This window comes from Actinomadura sp. ATCC 39365 (genome assembly GCF_054392275.1).
The window spans coordinates 2,144,162-2,168,519 of record NZ_CP184335.1 but is presented as its reverse complement, the minus strand read 5'-3'; the positions used below and the strand labels follow the sequence as shown (position 1 = coordinate 2,168,519).

The 24,358-nt window shown below is 71.6% G+C and carries 17 protein-coding genes; 8 read left to right on the top strand and 9 right to left on the bottom strand.

Annotated elements, in window-relative coordinates; translation table 11 throughout:
• Window positions 1–19: 19 nt before the first annotated feature.
• Together ACNF49_RS10985 and ACNF49_RS10980 are read left to right on the top strand one after the other, a co-directional pair.
• Complete coding sequence (locus tag ACNF49_RS10985) at window positions 20–1,360, top strand: ABC1 kinase family protein (RefSeq protein WP_482943601.1); 1,341 nt, start codon at window positions 20–22, stop codon at window positions 1,358–1,360.
• A 1,107-nt stretch (window positions 1,361–2,467) separates the two neighbouring features.
• Window positions 2,468–3,709, top strand: coding sequence for an IS256 family transposase (locus tag ACNF49_RS10980; RefSeq protein WP_482942604.1), 1,242 nt, complete (start codon window positions 2,468–2,470; stop codon window positions 3,707–3,709).
• Between the two features lie 736 nt (window positions 3,710–4,445).
• Here the strand turns inward: ACNF49_RS10980 and ACNF49_RS10975 are convergent.
• The 6 genes from ACNF49_RS10975 to ACNF49_RS10950 all read right to left on the bottom strand — a co-directional run bounded on the left by ACNF49_RS10975 (window position 4,446) and on the right by ACNF49_RS10950 (window position 10,023).
• Window positions 4,446–4,862, bottom strand: a complete 417-nt coding sequence (locus ACNF49_RS10975) for a VOC family protein (RefSeq protein ID WP_358010196.1) — start codon at window positions 4,860–4,862, stop codon at window positions 4,446–4,448.
• Between the two features lie 20 nt (window positions 4,863–4,882).
• Window positions 4,883–5,326, bottom strand: a complete 444-nt coding sequence (locus ACNF49_RS10970) for a helix-turn-helix transcriptional regulator (protein WP_357987330.1) — start codon at window positions 5,324–5,326, stop codon at window positions 4,883–4,885.
• A gap of 584 nt (window positions 5,327–5,910) precedes the next feature.
• On the bottom strand, window positions 5,911–6,105 hold the full coding sequence (locus ACNF49_RS10965) for a hypothetical protein (RefSeq protein WP_357987333.1): 195 nt from the start codon (window positions 6,103–6,105) through the stop codon (window positions 5,911–5,913).
• Between the two features lie 41 nt (window positions 6,106–6,146).
• On the bottom strand, window positions 6,147–6,416 hold the full coding sequence (locus ACNF49_RS10960) for a WhiB family transcriptional regulator (protein WP_125636897.1): 270 nt from the start codon (window positions 6,414–6,416) through the stop codon (window positions 6,147–6,149).
• 547 nt (window positions 6,417–6,963) lie between these two features.
• Window positions 6,964–7,833, bottom strand: coding sequence for an acyl-CoA thioesterase (locus ACNF49_RS10955; protein WP_357987336.1), 870 nt, complete (start codon window positions 7,831–7,833; stop codon window positions 6,964–6,966).
• 156 nt (window positions 7,834–7,989) lie between these two features.
• Window positions 7,990–10,023: an ATP-dependent DNA helicase UvrD2 gene (locus tag ACNF49_RS10950; protein WP_357987416.1), complete on the bottom strand. Its 2,034-nt coding sequence runs from the start codon at window positions 10,021–10,023 to the stop codon at window positions 7,990–7,992.
• Window positions 10,024–10,178: 155 nt separating this feature from the next.
• On the opposite strand from ACNF49_RS10950, the gene ACNF49_RS10945 reads away from it, so the two are divergent.
• Both ACNF49_RS10945 and ACNF49_RS10940 read left to right on the top strand, forming a co-directional pair.
• Complete coding sequence (locus ACNF49_RS10945; protein ID WP_482943600.1) at window positions 10,179–11,075, top strand: alpha/beta hydrolase; 897 nt, start codon at window positions 10,179–10,181, stop codon at window positions 11,073–11,075.
• Window positions 11,076–11,159: 84 nt separating this feature from the next.
• Complete coding sequence (locus tag ACNF49_RS10940; RefSeq protein ID WP_357987343.1) at window positions 11,160–11,408, top strand: mycoredoxin; 249 nt, start codon at window positions 11,160–11,162, stop codon at window positions 11,406–11,408.
• On the opposite strand, the gene nudC is transcribed toward ACNF49_RS10940, so the two are convergent.
• Window positions 11,409–12,383 (bottom strand): NAD(+) diphosphatase, encoded by a 975-nt coding sequence (gene nudC / locus ACNF49_RS10935; RefSeq protein WP_482943599.1) that lies wholly within the window; start codon window positions 12,381–12,383, stop codon window positions 11,409–11,411.
• A 146-nt stretch (window positions 12,384–12,529) separates the two neighbouring features.
• Between nudC and ACNF49_RS10930 the strand changes: the two genes are divergently transcribed.
• The 4 genes from ACNF49_RS10930 to ACNF49_RS10915 are packed head-to-tail and all read left to right on the top strand — an operon-like array spanning window position 12,530 to window position 17,789.
• The gene (locus ACNF49_RS10930; RefSeq protein WP_482943598.1) at window positions 12,530–13,663 is read left to right on the top strand and encodes a siderophore biosynthesis protein; all 1,134 of its coding nucleotides are present in this window, start codon (window positions 12,530–12,532) and stop codon (window positions 13,661–13,663) included.
• A complete protein-coding gene (locus tag ACNF49_RS10925; protein ID WP_482943597.1) occupies window positions 13,660–15,123 on the top strand; it encodes an IucA/IucC family protein in 1,464 nt (487 codons plus the stop codon). The genes ACNF49_RS10930 and ACNF49_RS10925 overlap by 4 nt, the downstream gene beginning before the upstream one ends.
• Window positions 15,124–16,698, top strand: coding sequence for an IucA/IucC family protein (locus tag ACNF49_RS10920; RefSeq protein WP_482943596.1), 1,575 nt, complete (start codon window positions 15,124–15,126; stop codon window positions 16,696–16,698).
• Window positions 16,699–16,727: 29 nt separating this feature from the next.
• On the top strand, window positions 16,728–17,789 hold the full coding sequence (locus ACNF49_RS10915) for a type III PLP-dependent enzyme domain-containing protein (protein WP_482943595.1): 1,062 nt from the start codon (window positions 16,728–16,730) through the stop codon (window positions 17,787–17,789).
• Here ACNF49_RS10915 and ACNF49_RS10910 read toward each other — a convergent pair.
• A complete protein-coding gene (locus ACNF49_RS10910; RefSeq protein ID WP_482943594.1) occupies window positions 17,778–21,038 on the bottom strand; it encodes an ATP-dependent helicase in 3,261 nt (1,086 codons plus the stop codon). The two genes, ACNF49_RS10915 and ACNF49_RS10910, sit on opposite strands and share 12 nt — an antisense overlap.
• Entirely contained in the window at window positions 21,032–24,187 is a 3,156-nt protein-coding gene (locus tag ACNF49_RS10905; protein WP_482943593.1) for an ATP-dependent helicase, read from the bottom strand. The genes ACNF49_RS10910 and ACNF49_RS10905 overlap by 7 nt, the downstream gene beginning before the upstream one ends.
• Between the last annotated feature and the right edge of the window lie 171 nt (window positions 24,188–24,358).

Here is a 24,358-nt window from a genome sequence, read left to right as displayed (position 1 = left end):
CTCGGGCGAGGTTCCGCGCATGAGTGTGAGCGATCTTCCGCGCCGGGCAGTCACCCGCTCAGCCAAGTTGGCCACCCTTCCGCTCGGGTTCGCCGGGCGGGCCGCCCTCGGCCTCGGCAAGCGCATCGGCGGCAAGTCAGCAGAAATCGTGGCCCAGGAGGTTCAGCAGCGCACCGCCGAGCAGATTTTCAAGGTGCTCGGCGAGCTCAAGGGCGGGGCGATGAAGCTCGGGCAGGCACTGTCGATCTTCGAGGCGGCGCTTCCGCTGGAGATCGTCGGCCCCTACCGGGCGACCTTCACGAAACTGCAGGACGCCGCTCCTCCGCTGCCGGTCGCCACCGTCCACAAGGTGCTCGCCGAGCAGCTGGGGGACGATTGGCGCAAACACTTCCTCTCGTTCGACGACCGGCCCACGGCCGCCGCCTCGATCGGCCAGGTGCACAAGGCCGTCTGGAACGACGGGCGCGAGGTGGCCGTCAAGATCCAGTACCCGGGGGCGGGCAAGGCGCTGCTCGGCGACTTCACACAGCTGGCCCGGCTGGGAAAGATGTTCGGGGCGCTGCTGCCCGGCCTCGACATGAAGGCGCTGCTGGCCGAGCTGCGCGAGCGGATCGCCGAGGAGCTCGACTACCTTCGCGAGGCCGAGGCACAGCACGCCTTCGCGCTGGAGTACAACGGCGATCCCGACTTCCACGTCCCTGATGTGGTGGCGGCCAACGAGATGGTGCTGGTCAGCGAGTGGATGGACGGCACTCCCCTGTCGCGGGTGATCACCGAGGGCAGCAAGGAGGAGCGTGATCACGCGGGGCTGCTGTTCGTCCGGTTCCTGTTCTGCTCGCCTGCCCGGGTCGGCATGCTGCACGCCGATCCCCATCCGGGCAACTTCCGCGTGCTGGCCAACGGCAAGCTCGGCGTCCTCGACTTCGGCGCGGTCAACCGGTTGCCCGGCGGGTATCCGAAGGTCTTCGGGCAGCTCACGCGCATCTTCAACCAGGGCGACATGGACACCGTGATGACGGGTCTCCGTGACGAGGGCTTCATCCGTCAGGACATCGACATCGACCCTGACGCCCTGCGCGCTTTCCTGGCGCCGTACGTGGAGCCGACGGCCGTGGAGGAGTTCACCTTCAGCCGGGAGTGGCTGCAGGCCCAGGCCGCCAGCGTCACCGACCTCCGCCCGACGAATGTGGTTCGCCAGCTCAACCTCCCGCCGTCGTACGTGCTCATCCATCGGGTCCATGCGGCCGGTGTCGGGGTCCTCTGCCAGCTCGGCACCACGGCGCGTTTCCGTGACGAGGTGATCCGCTGGGTTCCGGGCTTCACCGACGACCCGAACGGCGAGGCACTGGCGATCGGCTGATCAGGCGGCGCTTGCGCTTGCGCTTTGTGGGCGGAGACGGCGCCTTGCTTGTGGAGATGTACGGCTAGCGTAGAGATGCGCCGCCGGCTCAGGAGATGCACGGCTGGCTCGCCGGGAAGCGAGGGTGACCGCAGCATCTACTGCCGATGCGCTCAAGCCGCGCCGCGGGATGGCGGGGAGAGGGCGAGGGCATCGGCCTCATCCTCGTCTTCCTACGCAGCTTTCCTACGCAGCCAACAGGACGTCTTGCCGGGAGGGTGTTGTTGGTCTTCCTCGACCGTCGCCCTCACTCCCGACTTCGGGCTTCGGGCTTCGGGCTTCGGGCTTCGGGCTTCGGGCTTCGGGCTTCGGGCTTCGGGCTTCGGGCTTCGGGCTTCGGGCTTCGGGCTTCGGGCTTCGGTAGGAGGGTACGGATACGCAGCAGGCCGTCGGTGATCTGCCGTTCAGGTCCGTTCGTGTAGCCTTCGGCGCCACCAGGCGCCCAGGTGCCGCTCTGTCGGTTCGAGGTCCGGATCGGGAAGAGTGCGACGGCGCAACCGTCGGTCAAGCCTGCTCACGATGCGGCGTAGTTCAGTTCGCTCGCGTGCCGGCAAACGGTCGATCTCCGACTGCAGGAAGTCACGGGAGTAGACCAGGTCACAACACGGACAGTCCGCCCGCGGAAGCAGCAACCGCTTAGCCGGCTTGCGCAGGAACTCCTCATAACGCTCAAGCGCCCGGGCGGTCGACGGAGACCATCGCCTCCTGACGTCTCCAGTGCCGGACCGGGTGGTGTCAAGGTGGCCGCTGAGCTTTGGGGCCTGAGCCCCTGAACGATGCATAGCGCGCACGACGCCTGGCGGCCTACGCGGCATCGTCCCTTCGGATCGAGATCACGTCGCCATCGTGCCATGGGCCTTTCAGCAGCGCAAAGGTGCTCCTGTATGGGCACCGCCAACTGTCGATCGAGCTTGGGCGTCAGGGGAGGCGCAGGCAGGGGTGGCCGTTTGTCGGTTGCGTCCACGGGAGTGGTGTACGAGTTTGACCTGGTCACAAGCGTGGCGGCCGTGAAACAGAGACGGCCATCGCGTGATCCTTCGAGTGCGAACAACGAAGGAGATCGAAGCGATGGCCGCAGACAACAGTGTGACGCCTGAGCAGTGGCTGGCGAAGCAGATCCAGACCGATGACCCCGACGTGTTGCGATCCATGGTCAAGGCCATGGCCGAGGCGTTGATGTCGGCCGAGGCCGACACCCTGTGCGGAGCGCCGTACGGCGAGCGCAGCAACGAGCGGACCAACGCCCGTAACGGCTACCGCCGGCGGGAGTGGGACACCCGCGCCGGCACCGTGGAACTGGCGATCCCCAAGCTGCGCTCAGGTTCCTACTTCCCCGACTGGCTGCTGGAGCGCCGCCGCCGCGCCGAGCAGGCTCTGATCAGCGTGGTGGCCACCAGCTACGTGCTCGGAGTCTCGACACGGCGGGTGGACAAGCTGGTTGAGCAACTCGGCATCAAGCACATCTTCAAAAGCCAGGTCAGCCAGATGGCCAAGGTCCTGGACGAGCAGGTCGAAGCCTTCCGCACCCGCGCGCTGGACGCCGGCTCCTACACGTTCGTCTGGCTGGACGCGCTGACGCAGAAGGTGCGTGAAGGCGGCCGGATCATCAACGTGCACTGCCTGGTGGCCACCGGGGTCAATGCCGACGGGCGGCGGGAGATCCTCGGGCTGGAGGTCACCACCGGCGAGGACGGCGCGGGCTGGCTGGCGTTCCTGCGCGGCCTGGTCGCCCGCGGCCTGTCCGGCGTGCAGTTGGTGATCTCCGACTGTCACCGCGGTCTGGTCTCGGCGATCGGCGCCGTACTGGCAGGCGCGTCCTGGCAGCGATGCAGGACCCATTACCTGCGCAACCTGCTCACCTGTGTGGCCAAGAGCGCACAGCCGTTCGTGGCCACGCTGGTGCGGACCATCTTCGATCAGCCCGACGCCGCCTCGGTGCGCGCTCAGCATGCCTGGGTGCTGGACGCGCTGGAGGCCAAGCATCCGGCTGCTGCCGAGCATCTGGACGCCGCGCGGGAGGATCTGCTGGCCTTCGCTGCCTTCCCGCGCGAGATCTGGACCCAGATCTGGTCGAACAACCCGCAAGAACGGCTGAACAAGGAGATCCGCCGCCGCACCGACGTGGTGGGCATCTTCCCCGACCGAGCCGCGATCGTCCGGCTGGTCGGCGCCGTGCTGGCCGAGCAGAGCGATGAGTGGGTCGAAGCGCGCCGCTACATGGGGTTGGACGTGCTGGCCAAAGCCCGCCTGCGATGCGTCCCCGGCGACACATCCACCCCGGCCCCGATCCCGCAGACACTGACCGCTTAACCTGCAGATACAGGATCACGCGAAGATCGATTCATACACCACGTCCGTGGACGTGACCCCGTTTGTCCGGGCTGGACTGGTCCTCGTGAGATCCGTACGGGTTGGGGCGGAGAGGTCGCTGGGGTGGCAGATCCCCATCAGACGCCGTGCCTGGACGTCGGTGCGCTTGCCCGCATCCGCGCAGCGCGCCCGTCGTACCGGTCGCAGGCGGGGCCTCGGAAAGGTGTTGGCCGACGTCGCAATGGTGTCGCTTGAGGGTTGCGCGCGGCAAGGTCATCGCTCGGCCGGCGAGGTAGGGCTGACGTTCCTGATCGCCGGTCAAGAGGATGCCCCTAAAGGACGTGCCAGGGGTGATGGTGCTGACTGCGGATCAGGGATGACGTTCCGAACCTACGCCAAGGGACGACCCCAAAGACCCTGCGGTTCAAGGGTGCGTTTCTAGATGCGGGTCAGAGGACGGCCCCAAAATCCCTGCGGATCAGGGATGACGCTCCTGGATGCGGGCCAGCGGACGGCCCCAAAGACGCGTCCGGGGCGATGGTGCCGAGTGCGGATCAAGGATGACGTTCCGAACCTACGCCAAGGGACGACCCCAGACCCTGCGGATGGGGATGACGCTCCTGGATGCGGGTCAGAGGAGAACCCTGAAGACCCCGCGGATCAGGGATGACGTTCCTGGATGCGGGCCGGGGGGACGGTCTCAAGGACGGGTCCGGGGTGATGGTGCCGGGTGCGGTCAGGGGTGGCGTTCCTGGATGCGGATCAGGTTGCCGGAAGGGTCGCGGACGGCGCAGTCGCGGACGCCGTACGGCTGGTCCATCGGCTCCTGGACGATCTCGGCGCCGCTGGTCTTCAGGCGTTCGAAGGTGGCGTCGAGGTCGTTGGTGGCCAGGTTCACGCCGGCGTAGGTGCCTTTGGCCATCATCTCGGTGATGGTACGGCGTTCGTCGTCGGTGATGCCGTAGCCGTTCGCGACCGGTGGTTGCAGGACGATGGAGGTGTCCGGCTGCCCGGCGGGGCCCACCGTGAGCCAGCGCATCCCCTTGTAGCCGACGTCGTTGCGTACCTCGAAGCCGAGGGCGTCGCGGTAGAAGGCCAGGGAGGCTTCCGGGTCGGTGTGCGGGAGGAAGCTGGAGTGGATGGTGATGTCCATGGAAGTCACGCTAATTGGGGTCAGGTAAGCGCGGTCTCTCGGTTCCTGATGGGTCTGGTCACCTGTTTCGCCACGCACGACGGCATCCCCGCGGTCGCGCTCGCCGCGCGGCGACGGTAGACGCTGGGAGGGACGCCGACCAACTCGGTGAAGCGGGTGCTGAAGCTGCCCAGCGAGGAACAGCCGACCGCGAAGCACACCTCGGTGACGCTCATGTCGCCGCGGCGCAGGAGCGCCATCGCGCGTTCGATGCGGCGGGTCATCAGGTAGCCGTACGGGGCCTCGCCGTACGCGCGGCGGAACTCGCGGCTGAGGTGGCCGGCTGACATGTTCACGCCACGGGCCAGGGCTTCGACGTCGAGCGGCTGTGCGTAGTCGCGGTCGATGCGGTCGCGAACGCGGCGCAGCAGGGCGAGGTCACGCAGGTGCTGCGCTTCGGCGGGTCTGCTGGTCACATGCGCCATCGTACGTCGGCCCGAGGTCGGCCGGGACCGTCGGCCGACCAGCTCACAGCGCGCCCTCCGCCCCATGAACCCTCCCCGACACGAGTCCGACATGCCGGAAAGCGCTGAGGCACCGAAGACAAACGAATGGAAGGCCCGGTTCCCGGCCGCGCAAGGGAAGCCACCCGAGGTCCGGATCGCGAATCACGGGAAGGAGACGGGCCAAGGCCCTCGATTGCAGGGTGCGCCGGACTCCCAGGCGACCGACCACAGCCCACCCAACAGAAGGCAGAGATCCCGCCCCTCATCAGCCGAGGACGGACGTCTCACAATTCACCCGACAAAACGCAGAGTCCGGCGTGCCCGTGACGCCTCGCCGGGGCCGGACGTCAGAACAGGTGGACGCGGATCTGCCTGACGCGCTGAGGGGTCGCCCTGCTAGTGGCCACGATCACCCCGGGTGATCTTCTTGGAGTACGGTCCAGCAACTCGCCCGGCCGAGTGCAGAGGGCTGGGCATGGAAAGAGCCGGGCGCTGGGTGCGCCCGGCTCTTCAGAGGCAGGTGAGGATCAGGAGATCCTGCGCCGGCGGCAGGACCTCCGCGATCACACCTGCTGGCTCAGCGCCTTCCGCAAGCGGTCATTGGCCCGCTTGACCTCGCGTCGCGCCCGCTGTACGCGGCTTACGCGCAGGATGAGACGCTGCTCCTCCGCTTCGCGGTGGAGAGTTTGTATTCGGTCGTTGACCAAGTCATGAAACAGATACGGCACGGCCAGGCTCCTGGTGGAAGAAGTGCTCATCGGTGTTCTTGTTCTCTCTCGCTCGTAGGGCTGGTGGGTGGTCAGGCAGCGACCGGGTGCTTGCGGGGACGCCCGCGCGGACGCTTGCGGGGAACAACCGTTCCCCTGAGGATCAGTTCGCCGCCCCAGACGCCCCAGGGCTCCTCGCGCTCCAGCGCGCGGGCCAGGCAGGCCTGCTGGATCGGGCAACCGCCGCAGAGAGCCTTGGCGAACTCGACGTCCTCGGGTGACTCTGCGAACCACAGGTCAGGGTCGGTACGACAGGGGATCTTGGCTTCGTCGATCAGGTCCATGATCGTCTTGGCCCCCATCTGCTTCTCCTTTTGATCGAGCTTTTTGATCTTGGTCGGGCACCTCGGAGGTGGTCGGGGATCGCGGAAAAACAAGAAGGCCGCGGATCCTGTGTGCGGATCCGCGGCCTGGGGGCTGCTATGTGCCGGTCAGGTTATGACCGGAGCATCCCTCCAGGGTTGCGGACCGCACAGTCCACCCTTGGTGAGCTGGTTGGTCGGGGCAGCGATACCTGCGCCATAGACAGGAACGCCTTGCGGAGCGGCGACACCCGCGTGAGCCCTCGCACGGACGGCGGGGGCCTGGATACGGGCAGACTTCTCCTGCCGCAGCTTGGCCGGCCCATCGGCGAGCCTCACCGAGTCACGGCGCGCGGAAGAGAGCCACTGCGTGGCCGACATCTGGATGCTCATCACCGGGGCTCACCTCCACTCATCAGATCGTCGGAAACAGGAGTGTCCGACTCGCTTGTCCATGACCCTAAACCGGGAAGCCAGGAAGGGGCAACATATTTTCTACCTGCGATTTTGTGACACAACCACGGTGTCACAACGTGCTGCGAACCGACTACTTCGCCACGCGGATCATCGCCTCCTGGACGACGGAGACCACGAGATCGCCCGACGCGGTGAACATCTCGCCGCGCGCGAGCCCCCGGGCGCCCGCCGACCAGGGGGCCTCCTGGGCGTACAGGAGCCAGTCGTCGGCGCGGAACGGGCGGTGGAACCACATCGCGTGGTCAAGGGACGCGCCGATCACGTTCGAAGCTCCCCAGGCCATGCCGTGGGCCAGCAGGATCGTGTCCACGAGCGTGAAGTCCGAGGCGTACGCGGCCAGCACGACGTGCAGCAGCGGGTCGTCGGGCAGCTCGGCGTCGTAGCGGAACCACACGTTGGTCTGGGCGCTGCGCAGCTCGGGGTTCAGGTGCGCCTCCCACGTCAGGGGCGAGACGTAGCGGGCGTCCACGGGGCGCGGGCGCGAGAGCCACTCCCGCAGCTCGGGGTGGTCGCCCAGCACCTCCGACATCCTGTCCTGGAACGTCGGCAGCGTCTCGGGGGCGGGCACGACCGGCGCCACCGACGCCTGGTGCTCCACGCCCTCCTCGAAGATGTGGAACGAGGCCGACATCGTGAAGATCGCCTTGCCGTGCTGGACGGCGACGATCCGGCGGGTGGTGAACGATCGGCCGTCGCGCAGGCGCTCGACGTTGTAGACGATGGGGATGGACGGGTCGCCCGGCCTGATGAAGTAGGCGTGCAGCGAGTGGACGTGCCGGTCCTTGGGGACGGTGCGGCCGGCCGCCACGAGGGCCTGCGCGGCCACCTGGCCGCCGAAGACGCGCTGGATGCGCTCCTCCGGGCTTCTGCCACGGAAGATGTCCAGCTCGATCTGCTCAAGGTCGAGCAGATCGAGCAGCTCCTTCAGCGCCTCGTTCACAGGGCCCCCTCACAGACGAATATTCCATGGACAAGTCTGACGTGCCACGCCTGTTCCCCCAAACCCGCCCTGCCTTGCCGGAATGCCCCCGTCCCGCCGTTTCGCCCGGTGGGAAAGGGACTCACGCGCGAGGGGACCGGCCGTACGTGAGCGATCTCACCCGCGGCACAGGCCGAGGACGGCCTCGCCGTAGCGGTCGACCTTGACCCGGCCGATGCCGGCGATCGACAGCAGCTCCTGCTCGGTGGCCGGCGCGCGTTCGGCGATGGCCTGGAGGGTGACGTCGGTGAAGACGACGTACGGCGGGATCTTGGCCTCCTTGGCGGTGGCCGTGCGCCAGACCTTGAGGCGTTCGAGCAGGGCCTCGTCGTAGTCGGCGGGGCAGGTCGCGCAGCGGCCGAGCTTCTGCTCGGCCGCGGCCACCAGCGTCTTGGCGCACACCCGGCAGCTCACCGGAGCCGCGACCGTGCGGCGTTCGGCGGCCGGGGTCGTGATGCGGGGCGGCGTCGAGGCGCGGCCGGTGAGCCCGTCGAGGAAGCGGGAGGGGCGGCGGCTCTTGCGCCCGCCGGGCGCGCGGGCCAGCGCCCAGGAGAGCGACAGGTGCTCGCGGGCGCGGGTGACGCCGACGTAGAGCAGCCGGCGTTCCTCCTCGATCTGCTCGGGGGTCTCGGCGTAGATGATCGGCAGCATGCCGTCGGTGACGCCGACCAGGAAGACCGCGTCCCACTCCAGGCCCTTGGCGGCGTGCAGCGAGGCGAGCGTGACGCCCTCCACCGGCGGCGCGTGCTGCTCGGAGGCGCGGCGTTCCAGCTCGGCGACGTACGCGGGCAGGTCGGCGCCCTCGGCGGCCATGTCCTCGGCCAGGTCGGCCAGCGCCTTCAGCGACTCCCACTTCTCCCTGGCCTTGCCGCCGCCGGGCGGGGAGGGGGTCAGGCCGACCCCGGTCAGGATGTGGTGCACCTCCGAGGCCAGCGGCTCGCCCGCGGCCGACCGCGCGGCGCCGCGCAGCAGCACGACCGCCTGCCGCACCTCGGGACGCTCGAAGAATCGTTCGGCGCCGCGCAGCACGTACGGGATCTCGGCCTTGGACAGGGCCTCCTCGTAGGACTCCGACTGGGAGTTGACCCGGAACAGCACGGCGATCTCGCGCGAGGGCACCCCCTTGTCCAGCAGCTTCCTGATGGCCCGCGCGACGCCGGCGGCCTCGGCGGGCTCGTCGTCGTAGTCGGAGAAGACCGGTTTGGGGCCGTCGGGGCGCTGGGCGATGAGTTCGAGGCGGTTGGGGGTCTTGGACTTGGCGATGACCAGGTTGGCCAGGTTCACGACCTGCGGGGTGGAACGGTAGTCGCGGACCAGCCTGATGACGGCGGCCTTCGGGTGCTCGACGGCGAAGTTGGTGAGGTAGCGGGGGCTGGCGCCGGTGAACGAATAGATGGTCTGGTTGGGGTCGCCGACCACGCAGATGTCGTCCCGGCCGCCGAGCCAGGTGTCGAGGAGGAGTTTCTGGAGCGGGTTGACGTCCTGGAACTCGTCCACGACGAAGTAGCGGTACTGCTGGCGGATCTGGGCCGCGACCTCCTGGTGCTCGGTCATCACGGCCGCGGTCAGTTCGAGGATGGTCTCGAAGTCGACCAGGTGGCGTTCGCGGCGGATGCGCTCGTACGACTCGTAGAGCCGGGCCACCTCCTCCGGCGAGCCGGGCGGCGTGCGGTGGTGCTTGGCGGCGGCGGCCACGTAGTCTTCGGGGCCGATCTGGGAGACCTTGGCCCATTCGACCTCGGCCGCGATGTCCCGCAGCTCGGACCGGTCGGGATTTTTCCGGATCTGGCGGCAGGCTTCGACCAGCACCGGCAACTTCGACTCGATGACCGAAGGGGCCTCGCCGCCGATCACCCGCGGCCAGAAGTAGGTGAGCTGACGCAGGGCGGCCGCGTGGAACGTACGGGCCTGGACGCCCGGCGCCCCCAGCGCCCGCAGCCGCTGCCGCAGCTCCCCCGCCGCCCGGGTGGTGAACGTCACCGCGAGCACGCTGGGCGCGTCGACCACCCCGCTGCGCACGGCGTGGGCGATGCGATGGGTGATCGCCCTGGTCTTGCCCGTGCCGGCGCCGGCGAGCACGCACACCGGGCCGCGCACCGCCTCGGCGACCTCCCGCTGTTCCGGGTCGAGGCCGCTGAGGACGTCATCCACGCTGTTCACCCGATCTTCCTCCCCGCAAGTGGCGCCGAAGCACTTTATTCTGGCAACATGCGGCCCGACGTATGTTCATAGTCACCGAGATGCAAAGGAATGGTCTCTTCCCCCACAATGGGGCCGACCATGCTGCATGGGGGGAAAGGAAGGCCGTGCGAACAGCGGTTTTCGCGGGCGCGCTGGTGCTCGCTGCCGTGGCGCTCACACCTGCCGTCGCGTTCGCGGCCGAGCCGCCCATCCCCGTGGTGACCAATCCCACAGACCCCGACGGCCTGGGCGGGCTGGCCACGGAGACCCTTTCCTACGGCCGCCTGCGCAACCAGGACATGGACGTGTGGTGGACGCCCGACGGCCAGAAGCGCCCCGGCGTCTTCCTGATCCACGGCGGCTGGTGGTCCGGCGGCGACAAGAAGTACATGAAGGAGATCACCCGTAGTTACGCCGACCTCGGGTACACGGTCTTCAACCTCAACTACCGCCTCTCCGGCGAGGCCGCCTGGCCGGCGCAGCGCACCGACGCGCTGGCCGCCATCGCCCTGGCGCGCAAGCACGCCGACCGCTGGGCCTTCGACGCGAACAAGTACGTCGTCGTCGGCTTCTCGGCGGGCGGGCACATCGCCGCCTCGGTCGGCACGTACGGCAACGGCATCGCCGGGCTGAAGGGCGTGGTCGGGCTGTCGCCGATCATCTCGCCGCTGCGCGCGTACGCCGACGGCGAGAAGACCGCGAACCACGACAAGCGCAAGCTGCGCGAGGCCGCGATCCGGCTGGCCGGCGGCTGCGAGCCCAAGGGCAAGTGCTCGCGCGTGTGGGCGAGCATGGAGGTGGCCTGGCACGCCAGCGCCAAGGACGCCCCGATGCTCACGGTGCACTCCGAGGACGAGTTCGTGCCGCCGTCGCAGAGCCAGCTGCTCAAGCAGATGCTCGGCCAGGTGGGCGTGCCGATGACGATCATGACGGCGCCGGGCACCAACCACAGCGCTCCCCTGTACCGGGAGCCGGGCGTGGCCGAGCGGGTGCAGGCCTGGATCGCCGAGCGCATCGGCTAGAGGGCCCCGGGTAGGGATTAAGCGGGCGCCTCCGCGTTGTTGCACCGAGCGCCTGATTTCCTGACCTTGGAGGGACAACCCGACATGGCGCTCACGGTCTACAGCACCACCTGGTGCGGCCCATGCAAGCGGCTGAAGTCTCAGCTCGCCCGCGAAGGCATCACGTTCAAAGAGGTCGACATCGAGCGCGACCCGGCCGCCGCCGAATTCGTCATGAGCGTCAACAACGGCAACCAGACCGTTCCGACCGTGGTGATCGAGACCGACCACGGCCGGATCGTCCGGACCAACCCCTCCGCTCGCGAGGTCAAGGCCCTGCTCGGCGCGGCCTGATCACCAGTCGCCGACGAGCTCGCCGCCGTACCACGTCTCGATCAGGCGGCGGGCTATCGACACCGGGGGCGGCAGGCGCACCTCACCCGACCGGAGCGCGGCCACCAGCTCGTCGCGGGTGAACCAGCGCGCCTCGGCGATCTCGTCGGCGTCGGGGATCAGCGCGGTCGTGGTGGCGTCGGCGAAGAAGCCGAGCATGAGGCTGCGCGGGAACGGCCAGGGCTGGCTGCCCAGGTAGCGCGGGTTGACGACGTTGACGCCGACCTCCTCGGCGACCTCGCGGACCACCGCGTACTCCAGGGACTCGCCCGGCTCCACGAAGCCCGCCAGGATCGACAGGCGCCCCTCGGGCCACTGGGGGCCGCGGGCCAGCAGGCAGCGGTCGTCCTCGTCCCTGATCAGCATGATGACCGCCGGGTCGACGCGCGGGAAGTGCTGGCTGGAGTCGTTCGGGCACACCCGGACGTGGCCGCCGGCCTGCACCGCCGTGCGGGCGCCGCAGCGCGGGCAGAACTGGTGGGTGGCATGCCAGGCCTCCAGCGCCACCGCGTGGACCAGCAGGCCCGCGTCGCGGTCGCCGAGCAGCCCGCCCACCTGGCGCAGGCCCGCCGCCACCGGACGGCCCTCGGGTGTGTCGCTCAGGCTCATCGGCATCGTCACCCGGCCGTTGAGGTCGCCGACCGGCGTGCCGGGCAGTGGCCCGGCCACCGCGAAGTAGGCCGTGCCGCCCTCGACGCCGAGCAGGTAACGCTCGCCCGGCGGCGCCTCCGCGGAGGTGTAGAGCACCGCGTGCACCTCGTCGCCGGCCCGCCGCACCAGGGTGTGGCCGTTGTCGATCACCAGCACCCTGGTACCGGGGTCGGCCCACGCCTTCTCCAGCCATCTGTCGTCGGCGCGCAGCGCCGACGATCTGTCGATGGTCCCCCGTGCCAGGAGCAGTGGGCCGATGAGTTGCTCTTCCGCGGTCTTTTCCACTGGCCGCCCCTCCCCAAGTCGCTTGTCATCCTATGACCTCGCAGTTAGCCGCCGATTAGGGTGTGCGGGCCCCGGAGCGATCATTCTCAGGCTAAGATCATCGAGTTAGGTTAGCCTTACCTGATTCCTGCGGGGGTGCCTTCGCGTTGCGGCTCTACCTGACCGCGCTCAAGCCGACGGACTCGGTGACGTACGGCTTCCTGCCCGCGGCGCGGGCCCTCGGGTGCGAGGTGACCGTCCTGACCGACCGGCCGGAGCGGCACCCCGGCTCGGTGCGTTGCGACGTACGCGACCCGCGCGCCCTGATCGACGCGGTCGAGCACCTGGGCAGGCCCGACGCGATCTTCTCCAACTCCGACCACCTTCAGGCGGAGACCGCCCTCGCGGCGTCGTACTTCGGACTTCCGGGCAAGGACTGGCGGGCCTGTCTGGCCGCCAAGAACAAGTTCCTGATGCGCCGCGGGCTCGCGGAGACCGGCGTCGAGATGGTGCGGTCCCTGCGGCTCGCGCCCGCCGATCCGGTGCCCGAGCGCCTGCCCCTGCCCGTGGTGCTGAAACCCCGCGAGGGGGTGGCCAGCGAGGACGTCGTGCTGGTCGAGGACGACCTCCCCCGCGCCGTGGCCGCGGCCAGGCGGCGGCGTCCGGGCGAGACGCTGGTCGTGGAGGAGTACCTCGAAGGGCCGCTGCGGACTCTGGAGACCCTCGGGGACGGCGCCGCGACGCGGGTGCTGGGCGGCTTCGCGACCACGCTGGGCCCGCTGCCGCACTTCGTGGAGGAGCGGCTCGACTGGGCGCCCGCCGCCGACGCCCACGTGCTCGCCGCGCTGCGGACCCTCGGGGTGGGCTTCGGCGCCTGCCACACCGAGTACGTCCTGACGCCCGCCGGCCCACGGATCGTCGAGGTGAACTACCGGGCGATCGGCGACCACTGCGACTTCCTGCTGGCCGACGTGCTGGGCGTGCCGCTGTTCGAGTGGATCCTGCGCACGCACCTCGGGGAGCCGGCGCCCGAGCCGCCGCGTCCGTCCCGGCACGGCTGTGCGGTCAGCGTGGTCGCCGACCGGCCGGGCGTCGTCAAGGAGGGGCCGCCGGAGGAGGACGTCGAGGACGGCGGCGTACGGCTGTGGCACCGGCCGCTGCGCGCCGTCGGGGACGTCATAGAGCTGACCCACACGAACCGGGACTACCTGGGCGTCATCCGGGCCGTGGGACCGGACCGGGCCCGCGTGGACGCCGCCGTCGAGCGGTACCGGGCGGCCCGGCCGTGGGTGGTCGGGTGAGGTCGCGGGAGGCGTACCTGGCCGCCCGGGTGCTGGACGCGCTGGTCCGCGAGGACTACGGCGGCCTGGCCGCCCGTCTCGACCGGACCAGGGCCGGGGCCGGGCTGCTGCTGGCCGACGGGCGGTGGGTCCGGATGGTCGCGGGATCGCCGTTCCAGGACTTCGTGGTGGCGCCGGACGAGCGGCTGGGGCTGGAGCAGGTGCTGGAGACGCTCGTGGAGGTGTCCGAGCCGGCCGACGCCGAAGGGGTGGCGGCCTTCTTCGACGAGTGCCTGACCGCCCTGTCCGCGCTGGAGCTGCACGACGCGCACGCCGGGGAGGTGCTGCGGCGCCAGCCGACGTACGAGTCGCTGGCGGCCTTCGCCGACCATCCCGTCTACCCCACCTCGCGGGCCAGGATCGGCGCCTCGGACCGCGACCTGGTGGCGTACGCGCCGGAGTTCGCGCCCTCGTTCGCGTTGCGGTGGGCGGTCGTCCCCCACGCGGGGACGGCGCTTCCCGCGGACGTGCCGCGGCCGGCGGGCGGGGGCGTGCTGTTCCCGGTGCACCCGATGGCCGTCGACGAGGTGCGGAAGATCGACGGGGTCCGGGTGCTGGCCGAGGAGGCGGTCACCGTACGGCCCACCCTGTCCATGCGGACCGTCGAGGTGGGACCGCGTACGCACCTCAAGCTGCCGTTGCCGGTGAGCACGCTCGGCGTGCGCAACCGGCGCTCGATCAGGGCGGGCACCCTGGAGGACGGCGCGCTGGCCGAGCTGCTGCTGCGCCGGCTCGCCGATCCCGGCGTGCTGCTGGCCGACGAGCAGACCTACGCGCACGCGGGCCACGAGTACCTGGCGTGGATGGTCAGGCGGCTGCCGGAGGGCCGGATCGTCCCGGTCGCGGCGCTGGCGGTGCCCGGCGTGCTGGACGGCCTCGGCCCGGACGTGCTGCCCCGCTACCTGCGCCTGCTGCTGCGCTGGAACGTGCGGCTGTTCGTCCGGTACGGCGTCGCGCTGGAGGCCCACCAGCAGAACCTGGCCCTCGTCCTGCGGGACGGCGACCTGCGGCTGCTGGTCAAGGACAACGACGGCCTGCTGGCCTCGCCGTCGAGGCTGGCGGCGGCCGGGATCGAGGTGCCGGCCTTCTCCGACGGGCGGATGCTCACCGACGACCCGCACGCGCTGGCCGACGTGTTCGTCACGATCACGCTGCACCTGGCCGCCGCGGCGGTGGCGTTCGCCGTGCTGCCGCCGGCGCGGGCGGCGGCCCTGGTGCGCGGCACGCTCGCCGAGGCGCTCGACGAGCACGGCGACCATCCCATGGCCCGGCTGCTGCGTGCCAGGACGCTCGACGCGGCCAGGCTCACCGGCAAGTCCATGGTCACCGCCGGGACGCTCGTGGCCAAGGAACGGTCCGGGGCGCGGGACGTGAACAAGTTCTACGGCATCAGTGGGCCCAACTACCTGAGGAGAGCGTGAATGGACGTCCTGGCCATCGGGGCGCCGGCCGAGGAGGCGACGCTGGCGGCCCTGCTGCGGTGCTGCGTGCGCGAGGTGGCCGGGCCCAGGGGGCTGGTCTGGCCGGCGCCGCCGTACGTGCTGCTGCGGGTGGCGGGGACGCTGCTGCGGGCCCGTACGCACGGCGGGGCCGCGCTGCGCCTCGACGGGCCGCCGGAACGCCTGGAGGGCGGCTCCTGGCAGCCGCTGACGGTCGCCGAGCTGGTCCGGCTGGCCGAGGCCGACCTGGCCGGCCGGCCGGACGAACATGCGCGCCAAGGCCGGGGAGCCGGCGCGGCGCACCTCGTCGTCGAACCCAACGGCGAGTTCGCCGGCCAGGTGGCCGCCAGCAGGGACGCCGTCGCGGCGATCCTGGCGGCCAGGGCGCGGGCCGAGCCGCCCGCCGATCCCTGGCTGGCCTCGGAGCAGGCGCTCGTGTACGGCCACCCGTTCCATCCCACCCCCAAGGCCCGCGACGGCGCGGACTGGCTGCGCTACGCCCCCGAGGCCCACGCCGCCTTCCCCCTGCGGCTGCTCGCGGTACGCGACGACGCGCTGGCCGAGGAGGGCGACCTGACGGCCCTGGACGCGCTGGGCCCGGCGCCCGCCGGACACCGGCTGCTGCCCGCCCATCCATGGCAGCTCGACCTGCTGCGTCCCGCTTTCGGCCCCGAGCTGGTCGATCTCGGGCCGGGCCCGCTCGCGGTGCCGACCTCGTCGGTGCGGACCGTGTACGTCCCGGACGCCGAGGTGTGCCTGAAGTTCTCCCTGGACGTGCGGATCACGAACTGCGTGCGCAAGAACGCCTGGTACGAGCTGGCCGGGGCCGTCGAGCTCACCTCCCGGCTGGCGCCGTTGATCGCCGAGGTCGCGGCGCGGCACCCGGCCGTCCGCTGGCTCCCCGAGCCCGGCTACCGTACGGCACGCGGGCAGCGCGAGGGCCTGGGCGTGATCGTCCGGGCGAGCCCGTGGACGGCCTGCGACCCCGGCGTCACCCCGGTCCTCGCCGCCGCCCTCGCCCTGGACGCCGCCCCGGCCGACCCCCTGGCCTGGTGGACGGCGTACGTGTCGGCGGTCGCGCTGCCGGTCGTGGACCTGTACTTCAGCCACGGCGTCGTCCTGGAGCCCCACCTGCAGAACGTGCTCGTCGGCCTGGACGCCGCCGGCCGGCCCGTCCAGGCGATCTTCCGCGACCTGGAGGGGGTCAAGCTCGTCGCGGGCCGCCACGACCTGGGCGGGCTGCACCCGGCCGTGGCCGGCGCGCTCACCCACGACCCGGCGCGGGGCTGGGCCCGCGTCGTCTACTGCCTGTTCGTCAACCACCTCACCGAGATCGCCGCCACCCTGGCGGGGCCCGACGACGAGCTGCTGCGCACGTTGTGGCGGGCCGCCCGCGACCTGCTCGCCCGCCAGGCCGCCGAGCTCGGGCAGCCGCTCCCGCTGCGCGACCTGCTGGCCGGGGCGCCGCTGCCCGCCAAGGCGAACCTGCGCGTGCGGTGGGCCAGGGCAGCCGATCGCAGCGCCGGTTACGTCCCGATCGCGAACCCGCTCGCGTGAACCGCGTCCCGGAGCGCGAACCCGCTCGCGTGAACCGTGTCCTGGAGGCCGCCGCCCGGCTGCCCGCGCTGCCCGCCTACCTCTACGACCTGCCCGCGCTCGACGAGCACGCCGCGTCGGTGCGCGCCGCGCTGGGCGAGGTCGAGCTGTACTACGCGGTCAAGGCCAACCCCGACGCCGAGCTGCTGCGGGTGCTGGCCCGGCACGTGGACGGGTTCGAGGTCTCGTCGGCGGGCGAGCACGCGCACGTCTCCGCGCTCTTCCCGGGCGTGCGGCTGGCCCTCGGCGGGCCCGGCAAGACCGACGCCGAGCTGCGGCTGCCGCACCACCGCCTGCACGTCGAGTCGCCGTACGAGCTGCGCCGCCTGCTCGCGACCGGGCTGGAGGCGGACGTGCTGCTGCGGGCCAACCCGGACCTGCCGGTCGAGGGGGCCGCGCTCACGATGGACGGCCCGTTCGGCATGGACGAGGCGGGGCTGGCCGAGTGCCTGCCGCTGTTCACCGACCGCGTACGGCTGCGCGGCCTGCACGCCCACCTGGCCAGCGGCCTGGACGCCGCCCAGCTCCTCCGGCTGGCCGGGGCCCTGCTGGAGACCGGGCATCGGGAGGTCAACCTGGGCGGGGGCATGGCGGTGTCGTACACGTCGGGCGAGCGCTTCGACTGGACGGCCTACGGCGAGGGGCTGGCCGCGCTGCGGGCCGGGCGGCGGCTGCGGGTCGAGCCCGGCAGGTCGCTCACCGCCTACTGCGGCCACTACGTCACCGAGGTCGTGGACGTTAAGCGGGTGCGCGGCCGGGCGTACGCGATCGTCCTGGGCGGGACGCACCACCTGCGCACGCCGGTGACCAAGGGCCACGACCAGCCGTTCACGATCCTGCCCACGGGCGGCGGGCCCGGGGTCGCCGGGGAGCCAGTGACGTTCGCCGGCCAGCTGTGCACCCCCAAGGACGTCTTCGCCCGGAACGTGGTGACCTCGGTGCGGGTGGGGGACCGGGTGGTGTTCGGCATGGCCGGGGCCTACGCCTGGAACATCTCCCACCACGACTTCCTCATGCACCCCCGGCCCGCCTTCCACCACCTAGGACTCTGAGGCCGGGACCGCCTCGACGAGCGCGACCAGCCCGTCGGCGTCGAGCAGGTTGACCGGCCGCACGGTCCTGTTGGCCCGGACGTAGTGGAAGGCCGCGCTCACCTTCTCCAGCGGCACCCCGGCCAGGTGCGACCACGCCAGCCGGTACGCGGCGAGCTGCACCGAGGCCGTGCGGGCCGCCTTCCCCCTGGGCGGGACGCCGGTCTTCCAGTCGACCACCTCGTAACCGCCGTCGGGCAGCTCGAACACGGCGTCCATCCGCCCCCGCACCAGCCGGTCGGCGATCATGGTCTCGAACGGCACCTCCAGGTCGACCGGCCGCCGGTCGGCCCACTCGCTCTCCTCGAACCGCTCCTGCAGCTCGGCCAGCCGCACGTCTGCCTCCTCCAGCTCCTCCAGCGGGTCGAGGTCGAAGTCGTCGATCAGCCGCTGCTGGTCCCACCGGCTCTCCAGCCACTTGTGGAACGACGTGCCCCGGCGGGCCAGCGGCGCGGGCTTGCGCGGCACCGGACGGCGGATCCTGCGGGCCAGCTCGGCCGGGTCGGTGGCCAGCGTGACGAGCGACGACACGGTCAGCTTGGCCGGCAGCTCGACGACGGTCGCCGGTTTGCGGCGGTTCAGCTCGCGCTCGCGCAGCAGCAGGTCGGTGTCGCGCTCCCAGGCCCGCAGGCGCTCCTCCTCGAACGGGCGCAGCGGCTCGTCGTCCTCGTCGGCCAGGTTGCCGGCCAGGGCGTCCTCGACCAGCCGGGCCCCGTCGAGCACCGACTCGTAGCGCAGGCCCTCGGGGGTGACCGGCCAGACGGCCTCGGCCGGCTCGGCGAGCAGCGGGTTCGTCGCGCCCTCGGCGAGGTCGCCGGCCCAGTAGGACACCCGGTCGGCCGTGTCGCGGATCTCCAGCAGGAACTCCGACGGCTCCAGCGGCTTGGTGGCGCTGCCCCAGCGGTAGCCGGAGGCGATGAGGTGGTAGTGGGCCCGGGTGACGGCGACGTACGCCAGCCGGCGCTCCTCCATCAGGTCGCGCTCACGGCACTGCTCGTCGAACGCGGCCAGCTCCTCCTTGCTCAGCCCGCCCAGCCGGGGCAGGTCGGCGGCGTCGCCGCGCAGCGGGTAGGGCAGCTTGCGCGGGTTGTCGGTCCAGCGGCTGTTCATCACCGGCGTGGCCGGGAACACGCTGCCCGTCGCGATCGTGCCCTTCGAGCTGAGAAGCTGCGACAGGCCGGGCACGACCACGATCGGCCACTCCAGGCCCTTGGAGGCGTGGACGGTCATCAGCTTGACGCTGTTGCTCTCGCCGACCCGGCCCGCCTCCAGCCCGAACTCCTCGCTCTCGGCCGCCTGGAGATAGGCCAGGAACGCGCCCAGCGTCGGGTCCTCGGCGTCGCCGGCGAACCTGGCGGCCGCGTCGATGAAGGCGTCGAGGTCGGCCCGCGCGGCGAACGCCCCGGCCGTGCCGCTGCGGGCGGCCACCTCGATGTCCAGGCCGAGCCGGCGTTCGATCTCGGTGACCAGGTCGGGCAGCGGCTGGGCGGTGTGGCCGCGCAGGTTGCGCAGCTCCTGGGCGAGCGCGACCAGCCGGGTGCGGGCCAGCGGCGAGAACGACTCCAGCCACTCGGGCCGGTCGGGCAGCTCGTCGAGCGCGTCGACCAGGCTGCCGCGCTCCTCGGCCAGGTCGGCGACCACCTGGTCGAGCGGGTCGTCGGCGCGGTGGCTCTCGCTCAGCTCGCGGGCCAGCTCCCTGGCGTACTCCCCCAGCACCCGCAGGTCGGCCGGCCCGACCCGCCAGCGCGGCCCGGCCAGCAGCCTGGCCAGCGCGTCGCCGGCGGTGGCGTCGTAGAGCACGCGCAGGGTCGCCACGATGTCGTTGACCTCGGGCACGGTCAGCAGGCCGCCGAGCCCGACCACCTCGACCGGGATGTCGCGATCCTCCAGCGCCTTGCGCAGCGCGGGGAACTGCGAGCGCTTGCGGGCCAGGATCGCGACGTCCTGGGGCTGGACGGCGAGCGTCTTCTTGCGCTCCTTCTCGCCCCAGGGCAGGCCGTCGGGGGCGGTCTCCTGGCCGAGGATCCTGGCCACGCCGTCGGCGATCCACTTCGCCTCGTCCTCGGCGGTCTCGTGGAAGGCGCAGGTGACGCGGCCCCGCTCGACCCGGTTGGGCCCCGGCACCAGCACGGGGACCTCGCGGGCCTCCATGCGCAGCGGGAGCTGGACGCGGGCGGCGACGTCGAGGACCCGGTCGCCGTTGCGGAAGCTGACGCTGAGCTGGCGGACCGGCGCCTCCTCACCGGCGCGGGTGCGGAAGTCGCGGGGGAAGCGGCGCAGGTTGCCCGCCGAGGCGCCGCGCCAGCCGTAGATGGACTGGCAGGGGTCGCCGACGGCGGTGACCGGATGGCCGCCGCCGTAGAGCGAGCGCAGCAGGACGAGCTGGGCGTGGCTGGTGTCCTGGTATTCGTCGAGCAGGACCACGGAGTAGCGGGACCGTTCGCTCTCGCCCACTTCCTTGTGGTTGGCGGCGATGCGGGCGGCCAGCGACATCTGGTCGCCGTAGTCGATGACCTCGCGGCGGCGCTTGAGCCGTTCGTACGCCTCCACCAGTGGCAGCAGCTGCTCCCTGGCCGCCTGCACGCCGACCGGCTTGCGCTGGGCCACGGTCGTGCGGCCGGGCAGCGCGCCCAGCCGGGCCTCCAGCCACTCCCCCATCCGCCGTACGTCGGCGGGCGCGCGCAGGTGCTCCGACAGCTCGCCGGCGAGTTCGAGCAGGGCGGCGGTGACCGAGGGCGGGCCCAGCTCGATCTTGTCCATCGGCCCGTCGTACAGGGCCACCACGCGCGAGGCGAGCTGCCACGACACCGCCGGGGTGACCAGGCGCATGGTGGGTTCGAGCGCCTCGCGCAGGGCGTGGTCGGTGACCAGGCGGGCGGCGTAGGCGTGGTAGGTGGACACGGTCGGCTCGTTGTCGAGCGCGCCGGGCGCGACCAGGCCCGCCTCGGCGAGCCCGGTCAGACGCTCCCTGACCCTGACGGCCAGCTCGGCCGCGGCCTTGCGGGTGAACGTCAGCCCCAGCACGTTCTCCGGTTTGACCAGGCCGTTGGCCACCAGCCAGACCACCCGCCCGGCCATCGTCTCGCTCTTGCCCGAGCCCGCGCCCGCCATGACGACCATCGGTTCGAGTGGCGCCTCGATGACCGCGGCCTGCTCGCTCGTCGGCGGCAGGATGCCGAGCTTGTCGGCCAGTTCGACCGGGTTCAGCACACCTGGCCCCCGTTGTCGTTGACCGGGCAGCTCGCCCGCGCCGCGCACGTGCGGCAGCCGTCGTTCACCTTGGCCTGGAAGAACGGGCCCGACATGCCCGTGGCGACGGTGTCGACCAGGTCCCCGGCCCAGCCGGGGTTCTTGTCGTCGGCCAGCGCGCCCTGCCGCTGCTCGGTGGCGGCGTTCTTGCCGGCCGCCTTGCCGAGCTGGACCAGCGCCGCGCCGCCGGGCTCGGTCATGCCGTGCCGGGCGAACGCGCCGAGCAGCGCGGCGAGCTGGTAGACGCCGAGCTGCGGATGGCGGTCGAGCTCTCCCGCCCTGGGCTTGGAGCCGCCGGTCTTCAGGTCGATGATCACCGCGCGGCCGTCGTCGTCGCGCTCGACCCGGTCGACCCGGCCCTTGATCTGCACGCCCTCGGAGACCGTCGCGACGAACGACTCCTCGATGGCGACCAGCTCGCGCGGGTTGTCCTTCTGCCAGCGCAGGAACTTGCCGATCATCTGCTCGGCGACCTGACGCTGCTTGCGGTTGTACCAGACGCCGCCGAAGTCGAGCTCGTTCCAGACCTGGTCGAGCCGCTCGCCCAGGGCGTCCTCGCCGGGCAGGTCGGTGGCGGCCAGCATGGCCAGCGCGTGGATGACGTTGCCGAGGCCCTGGGCGGTGCTGGTGCCCGCGGCTCCGACGGCCGTCTCCAGGAGCCAGCGCAGGCCGCACTTGGTGAAGCTCTCGACCGCGGACGGGGAGATGTTGACGATGTCGTCCGGCCAGCTCAGCGGGCGGTCGTCGGTGATGGGGGTGAGGGCGTACCAGTCGTTGGGGTGGGCGCCCTGGACCCCGGCGGCGGCCAGGCGGGCGAGCTGCCGCGCGGCGCGCTGCCGGACCTTGGCCGGTTTGGTGGGGTCGGTCACCGCGCTGCGGAGGTCGGCCACCAGCGCCGACATGGTCAGCCAGCGCGCCCGGTCGTCGACCGTGGCCGATTCGACCTCGCCCGGCATCAGCTCCGACAGGAACCGGGAGGGCCGCTCGTCGGTGTCCTCGCCGCCGACCGCCGTGACCACCAGCCGCCGCCTGGCCCGCGTGGCCGCGACGTAGAACAGCCGCCGCTCCTCGGCCAGCAGCTTGGAGGCCAGCGACGCGGCGCTCGGCTCGGCGCCCTCGACCACCTCCACCAGGTCGTCGGCGCCCAGCAACGACCCGCGCAGCCGCAGGTCGGGCCAGACCCCCTCCTGGACGCCCGCCACGACCACGATGTCCCATTCCAGGCCCTTGGAACGGTGGGCCGTCAGCACCCGCACGGCGTCGCCGTCGGGCGCGCGGTCGGCCAGCGTGTCGCCCGGGATCTCCTGGGCGGCCAGGTTGTCGAGGAACACCTCGGGGCCCGCCTTGGGCATGCGGTCGACGAACTTGGCGGCGTGGTCGAACAGCGCCACCACCGCGTCGAGGTCGCGGTCGGCCTGCGCGCCGCGGGAGCCGCCGGACAGGCTCTGCTCGGCCCAGCGCCCGCCCAGGCCGCTGGCGTGCCACACGGCCCACAGGAGGTCTTCGGCGGTGCCCTCCTGCGCGGCGGCCTCGCGGGCGGCGGCGAGCAGCTTGGCGACGCGTTCGGCGGGGAGTGCGACGTGCGGCTCGACGCGGGTGAGCTCGCGGGTGTCCTGGATCGCCGCCACCAGCAGCTCGCCGGACGACCGCGCCTCGGGCCTCTCCTCGGCGGCCGGCTCCTCCTCGGCGGCAGGCTTCTCCTCGGCTGCCAGTGCCTCGTTCTCGGCGATCTTGAGCGCCCGGCGCAGGCGGCGTACGCCGATCATGTCCGTGCCGCCGAGCGGGCCCGTCAGCAGCTCCTCGGCCACCCCCTCGTCGAGCTGCGCCGGGTCGAGCGCCACCCGCAGCATCGTGAGCAGCGGCCGCACGCCAGGCTCCTGGGCGATCGGCACCTCGTCGCCGGCGATCATCGTCGGCACCCCGGCGTTGACCAGCGCCCGCCGCAGCAGCGGCACCTGGCGCTTGGCCGAGCGCACCAGCACCGCCATGCGGTGCCAGGGCACCCCCTCGATCAGGTGCGCCCGCCGCAGCGTGTCGGCGACGATCGCGGCCTCCTGGCTGGTGCTGTCGGCCAGCAGGACGCGCACGTCGCCGGGCTCGGCGCCGGCCGCCGGGACCAGGTCGCGGTGGCCGTGCCGCTGGTCGTGGTCGGGGGCCGGGGCGATCGGCAGGCGGGCGGCGACCCGGCGCGAGGCCTCCAGCAGGTCGGCCCCGCTCCTGCGGCACTCGCGCAGCGCCACCACCGGCGCCTCGCGCCCGTCGAGCGTCCTGAACCGCTCGGGGAACTTCATGATCCCCTGGACGTCGGCGCCCCGGAACCCGTAGATCGACTGGTCGGGGTCGCCCACCGCGATCAGGTCGCGCCCGTCGCCGGCGAGCTGGTCGAGCAGGTACTCCTGGGCCGGGTCGGTGTCCTGGTACTCGTCGACGAACACGACGTCGTGGGCGGCCCGTTCGCGCTCGCGCACCTCGGGCCTGGTCAGCAGCGCGGAGGCGGCCCCGATCAGCTCGGCGTAGTCGTAGGTCTCCTCGGGGTCGAGGTCGAACCGGTCCTGGTAGCGCTCGTAGAAGCGGCCGGTGGCGATCCAGTCGCTCCTGCCGTGCAGCCGGCCGAGCGCGACCAGCCGCTCGCCGTCGAGGCCGCGCTCGGCGGCCCTGGACAGGAAGTCGCGCACCTCCTCGGCGAAGCCGCGGGTCTTGAGCGCCTCGCGCAACGACGGCGGCCAGTCGAGCGCGCCGTTCTCCAGCTCGCCGTGGAGCAGCCGGCGGATCTCCAGAAGCTGCTCGGGGCCGGTCAGCAGGCGCGGCGGCGCCTTGCCCTCCAGCACGGACTCGCGGCGCAGGAGCGCGTAGGCGTAGGAGTGGAAGGTCAGCGCCATCGGCGAGCGGGTGGTGCGCCGCAGCCGGCCGGTGACGCGCTGGCGCAGCTCCTCGGCGGCCTTGCGGCTGAAGGTGAGGATGAGCACCCGTTCGGGGTCGGCCCCGCGCCGTTCGATACGCTCGACCACGCTCTCGACGATCGTCGTCGTCTTGCCCGTGCCGGGCCCCGCGAGGACGAGGAGCGGGCCGCTCCGGTGCTCGACCACGGCACGCTGGTGTTCATCCAGCACAGGAGGCTCAACAGGGCCTCCGCTGCCACGCCGCACCAACCGCCAGGTCTGACCACTCACAGCACTAGATTCCACCAGACCACACGGACAGATCGTGCCGACTTACCCGGTCTCCCCCGCGATCCGCCTACCGTATCGAGGCAAATATCCGAATATCGTGCGACACGCCGA

Excerpts from the sequence above, each read along its gene's own strand:
- ACNF49_RS10985 (WP_482943601.1), top strand. The coding sequence starts at position 20 with ATGAGTGTGAGCGATCTTCCGCGCCGGGCAGTCACCCGCTCAGCCAAG.
- ACNF49_RS10980 (WP_482942604.1), top strand. The coding sequence starts at position 2,468 with ATGGCCGCAGACAACAGTGTGACGCCTGAGCAGTGGCTGGCGAAGCAG.
- ACNF49_RS10970 (WP_357987330.1), bottom strand. The coding sequence starts at position 5,326 with ATGGCGCATGTGACCAGCAGACCCGCCGAAGCGCAGCACCTGCGTGAC.
- ACNF49_RS10965 (WP_357987333.1), bottom strand. The coding sequence starts at position 6,105 with ATGAGCACTTCTTCCACCAGGAGCCTGGCCGTGCCGTATCTGTTTCAT.
- ACNF49_RS10940 (WP_357987343.1), top strand. The coding sequence starts at position 11,160 with ATGGCGCTCACGGTCTACAGCACCACCTGGTGCGGCCCATGCAAGCGG.
- ACNF49_RS10960 (WP_125636897.1), bottom strand. The coding sequence starts at position 6,416 with ATGGGGGCCAAGACGATCATGGACCTGATCGACGAAGCCAAGATCCCC.
- ACNF49_RS10975 (WP_358010196.1), bottom strand. The coding sequence starts at position 4,862 with ATGGACATCACCATCCACTCCAGCTTCCTCCCGCACACCGACCCGGAA.
- ACNF49_RS10920 (WP_482943596.1), top strand. The coding sequence starts at position 15,124 with ATGGACGTCCTGGCCATCGGGGCGCCGGCCGAGGAGGCGACGCTGGCG.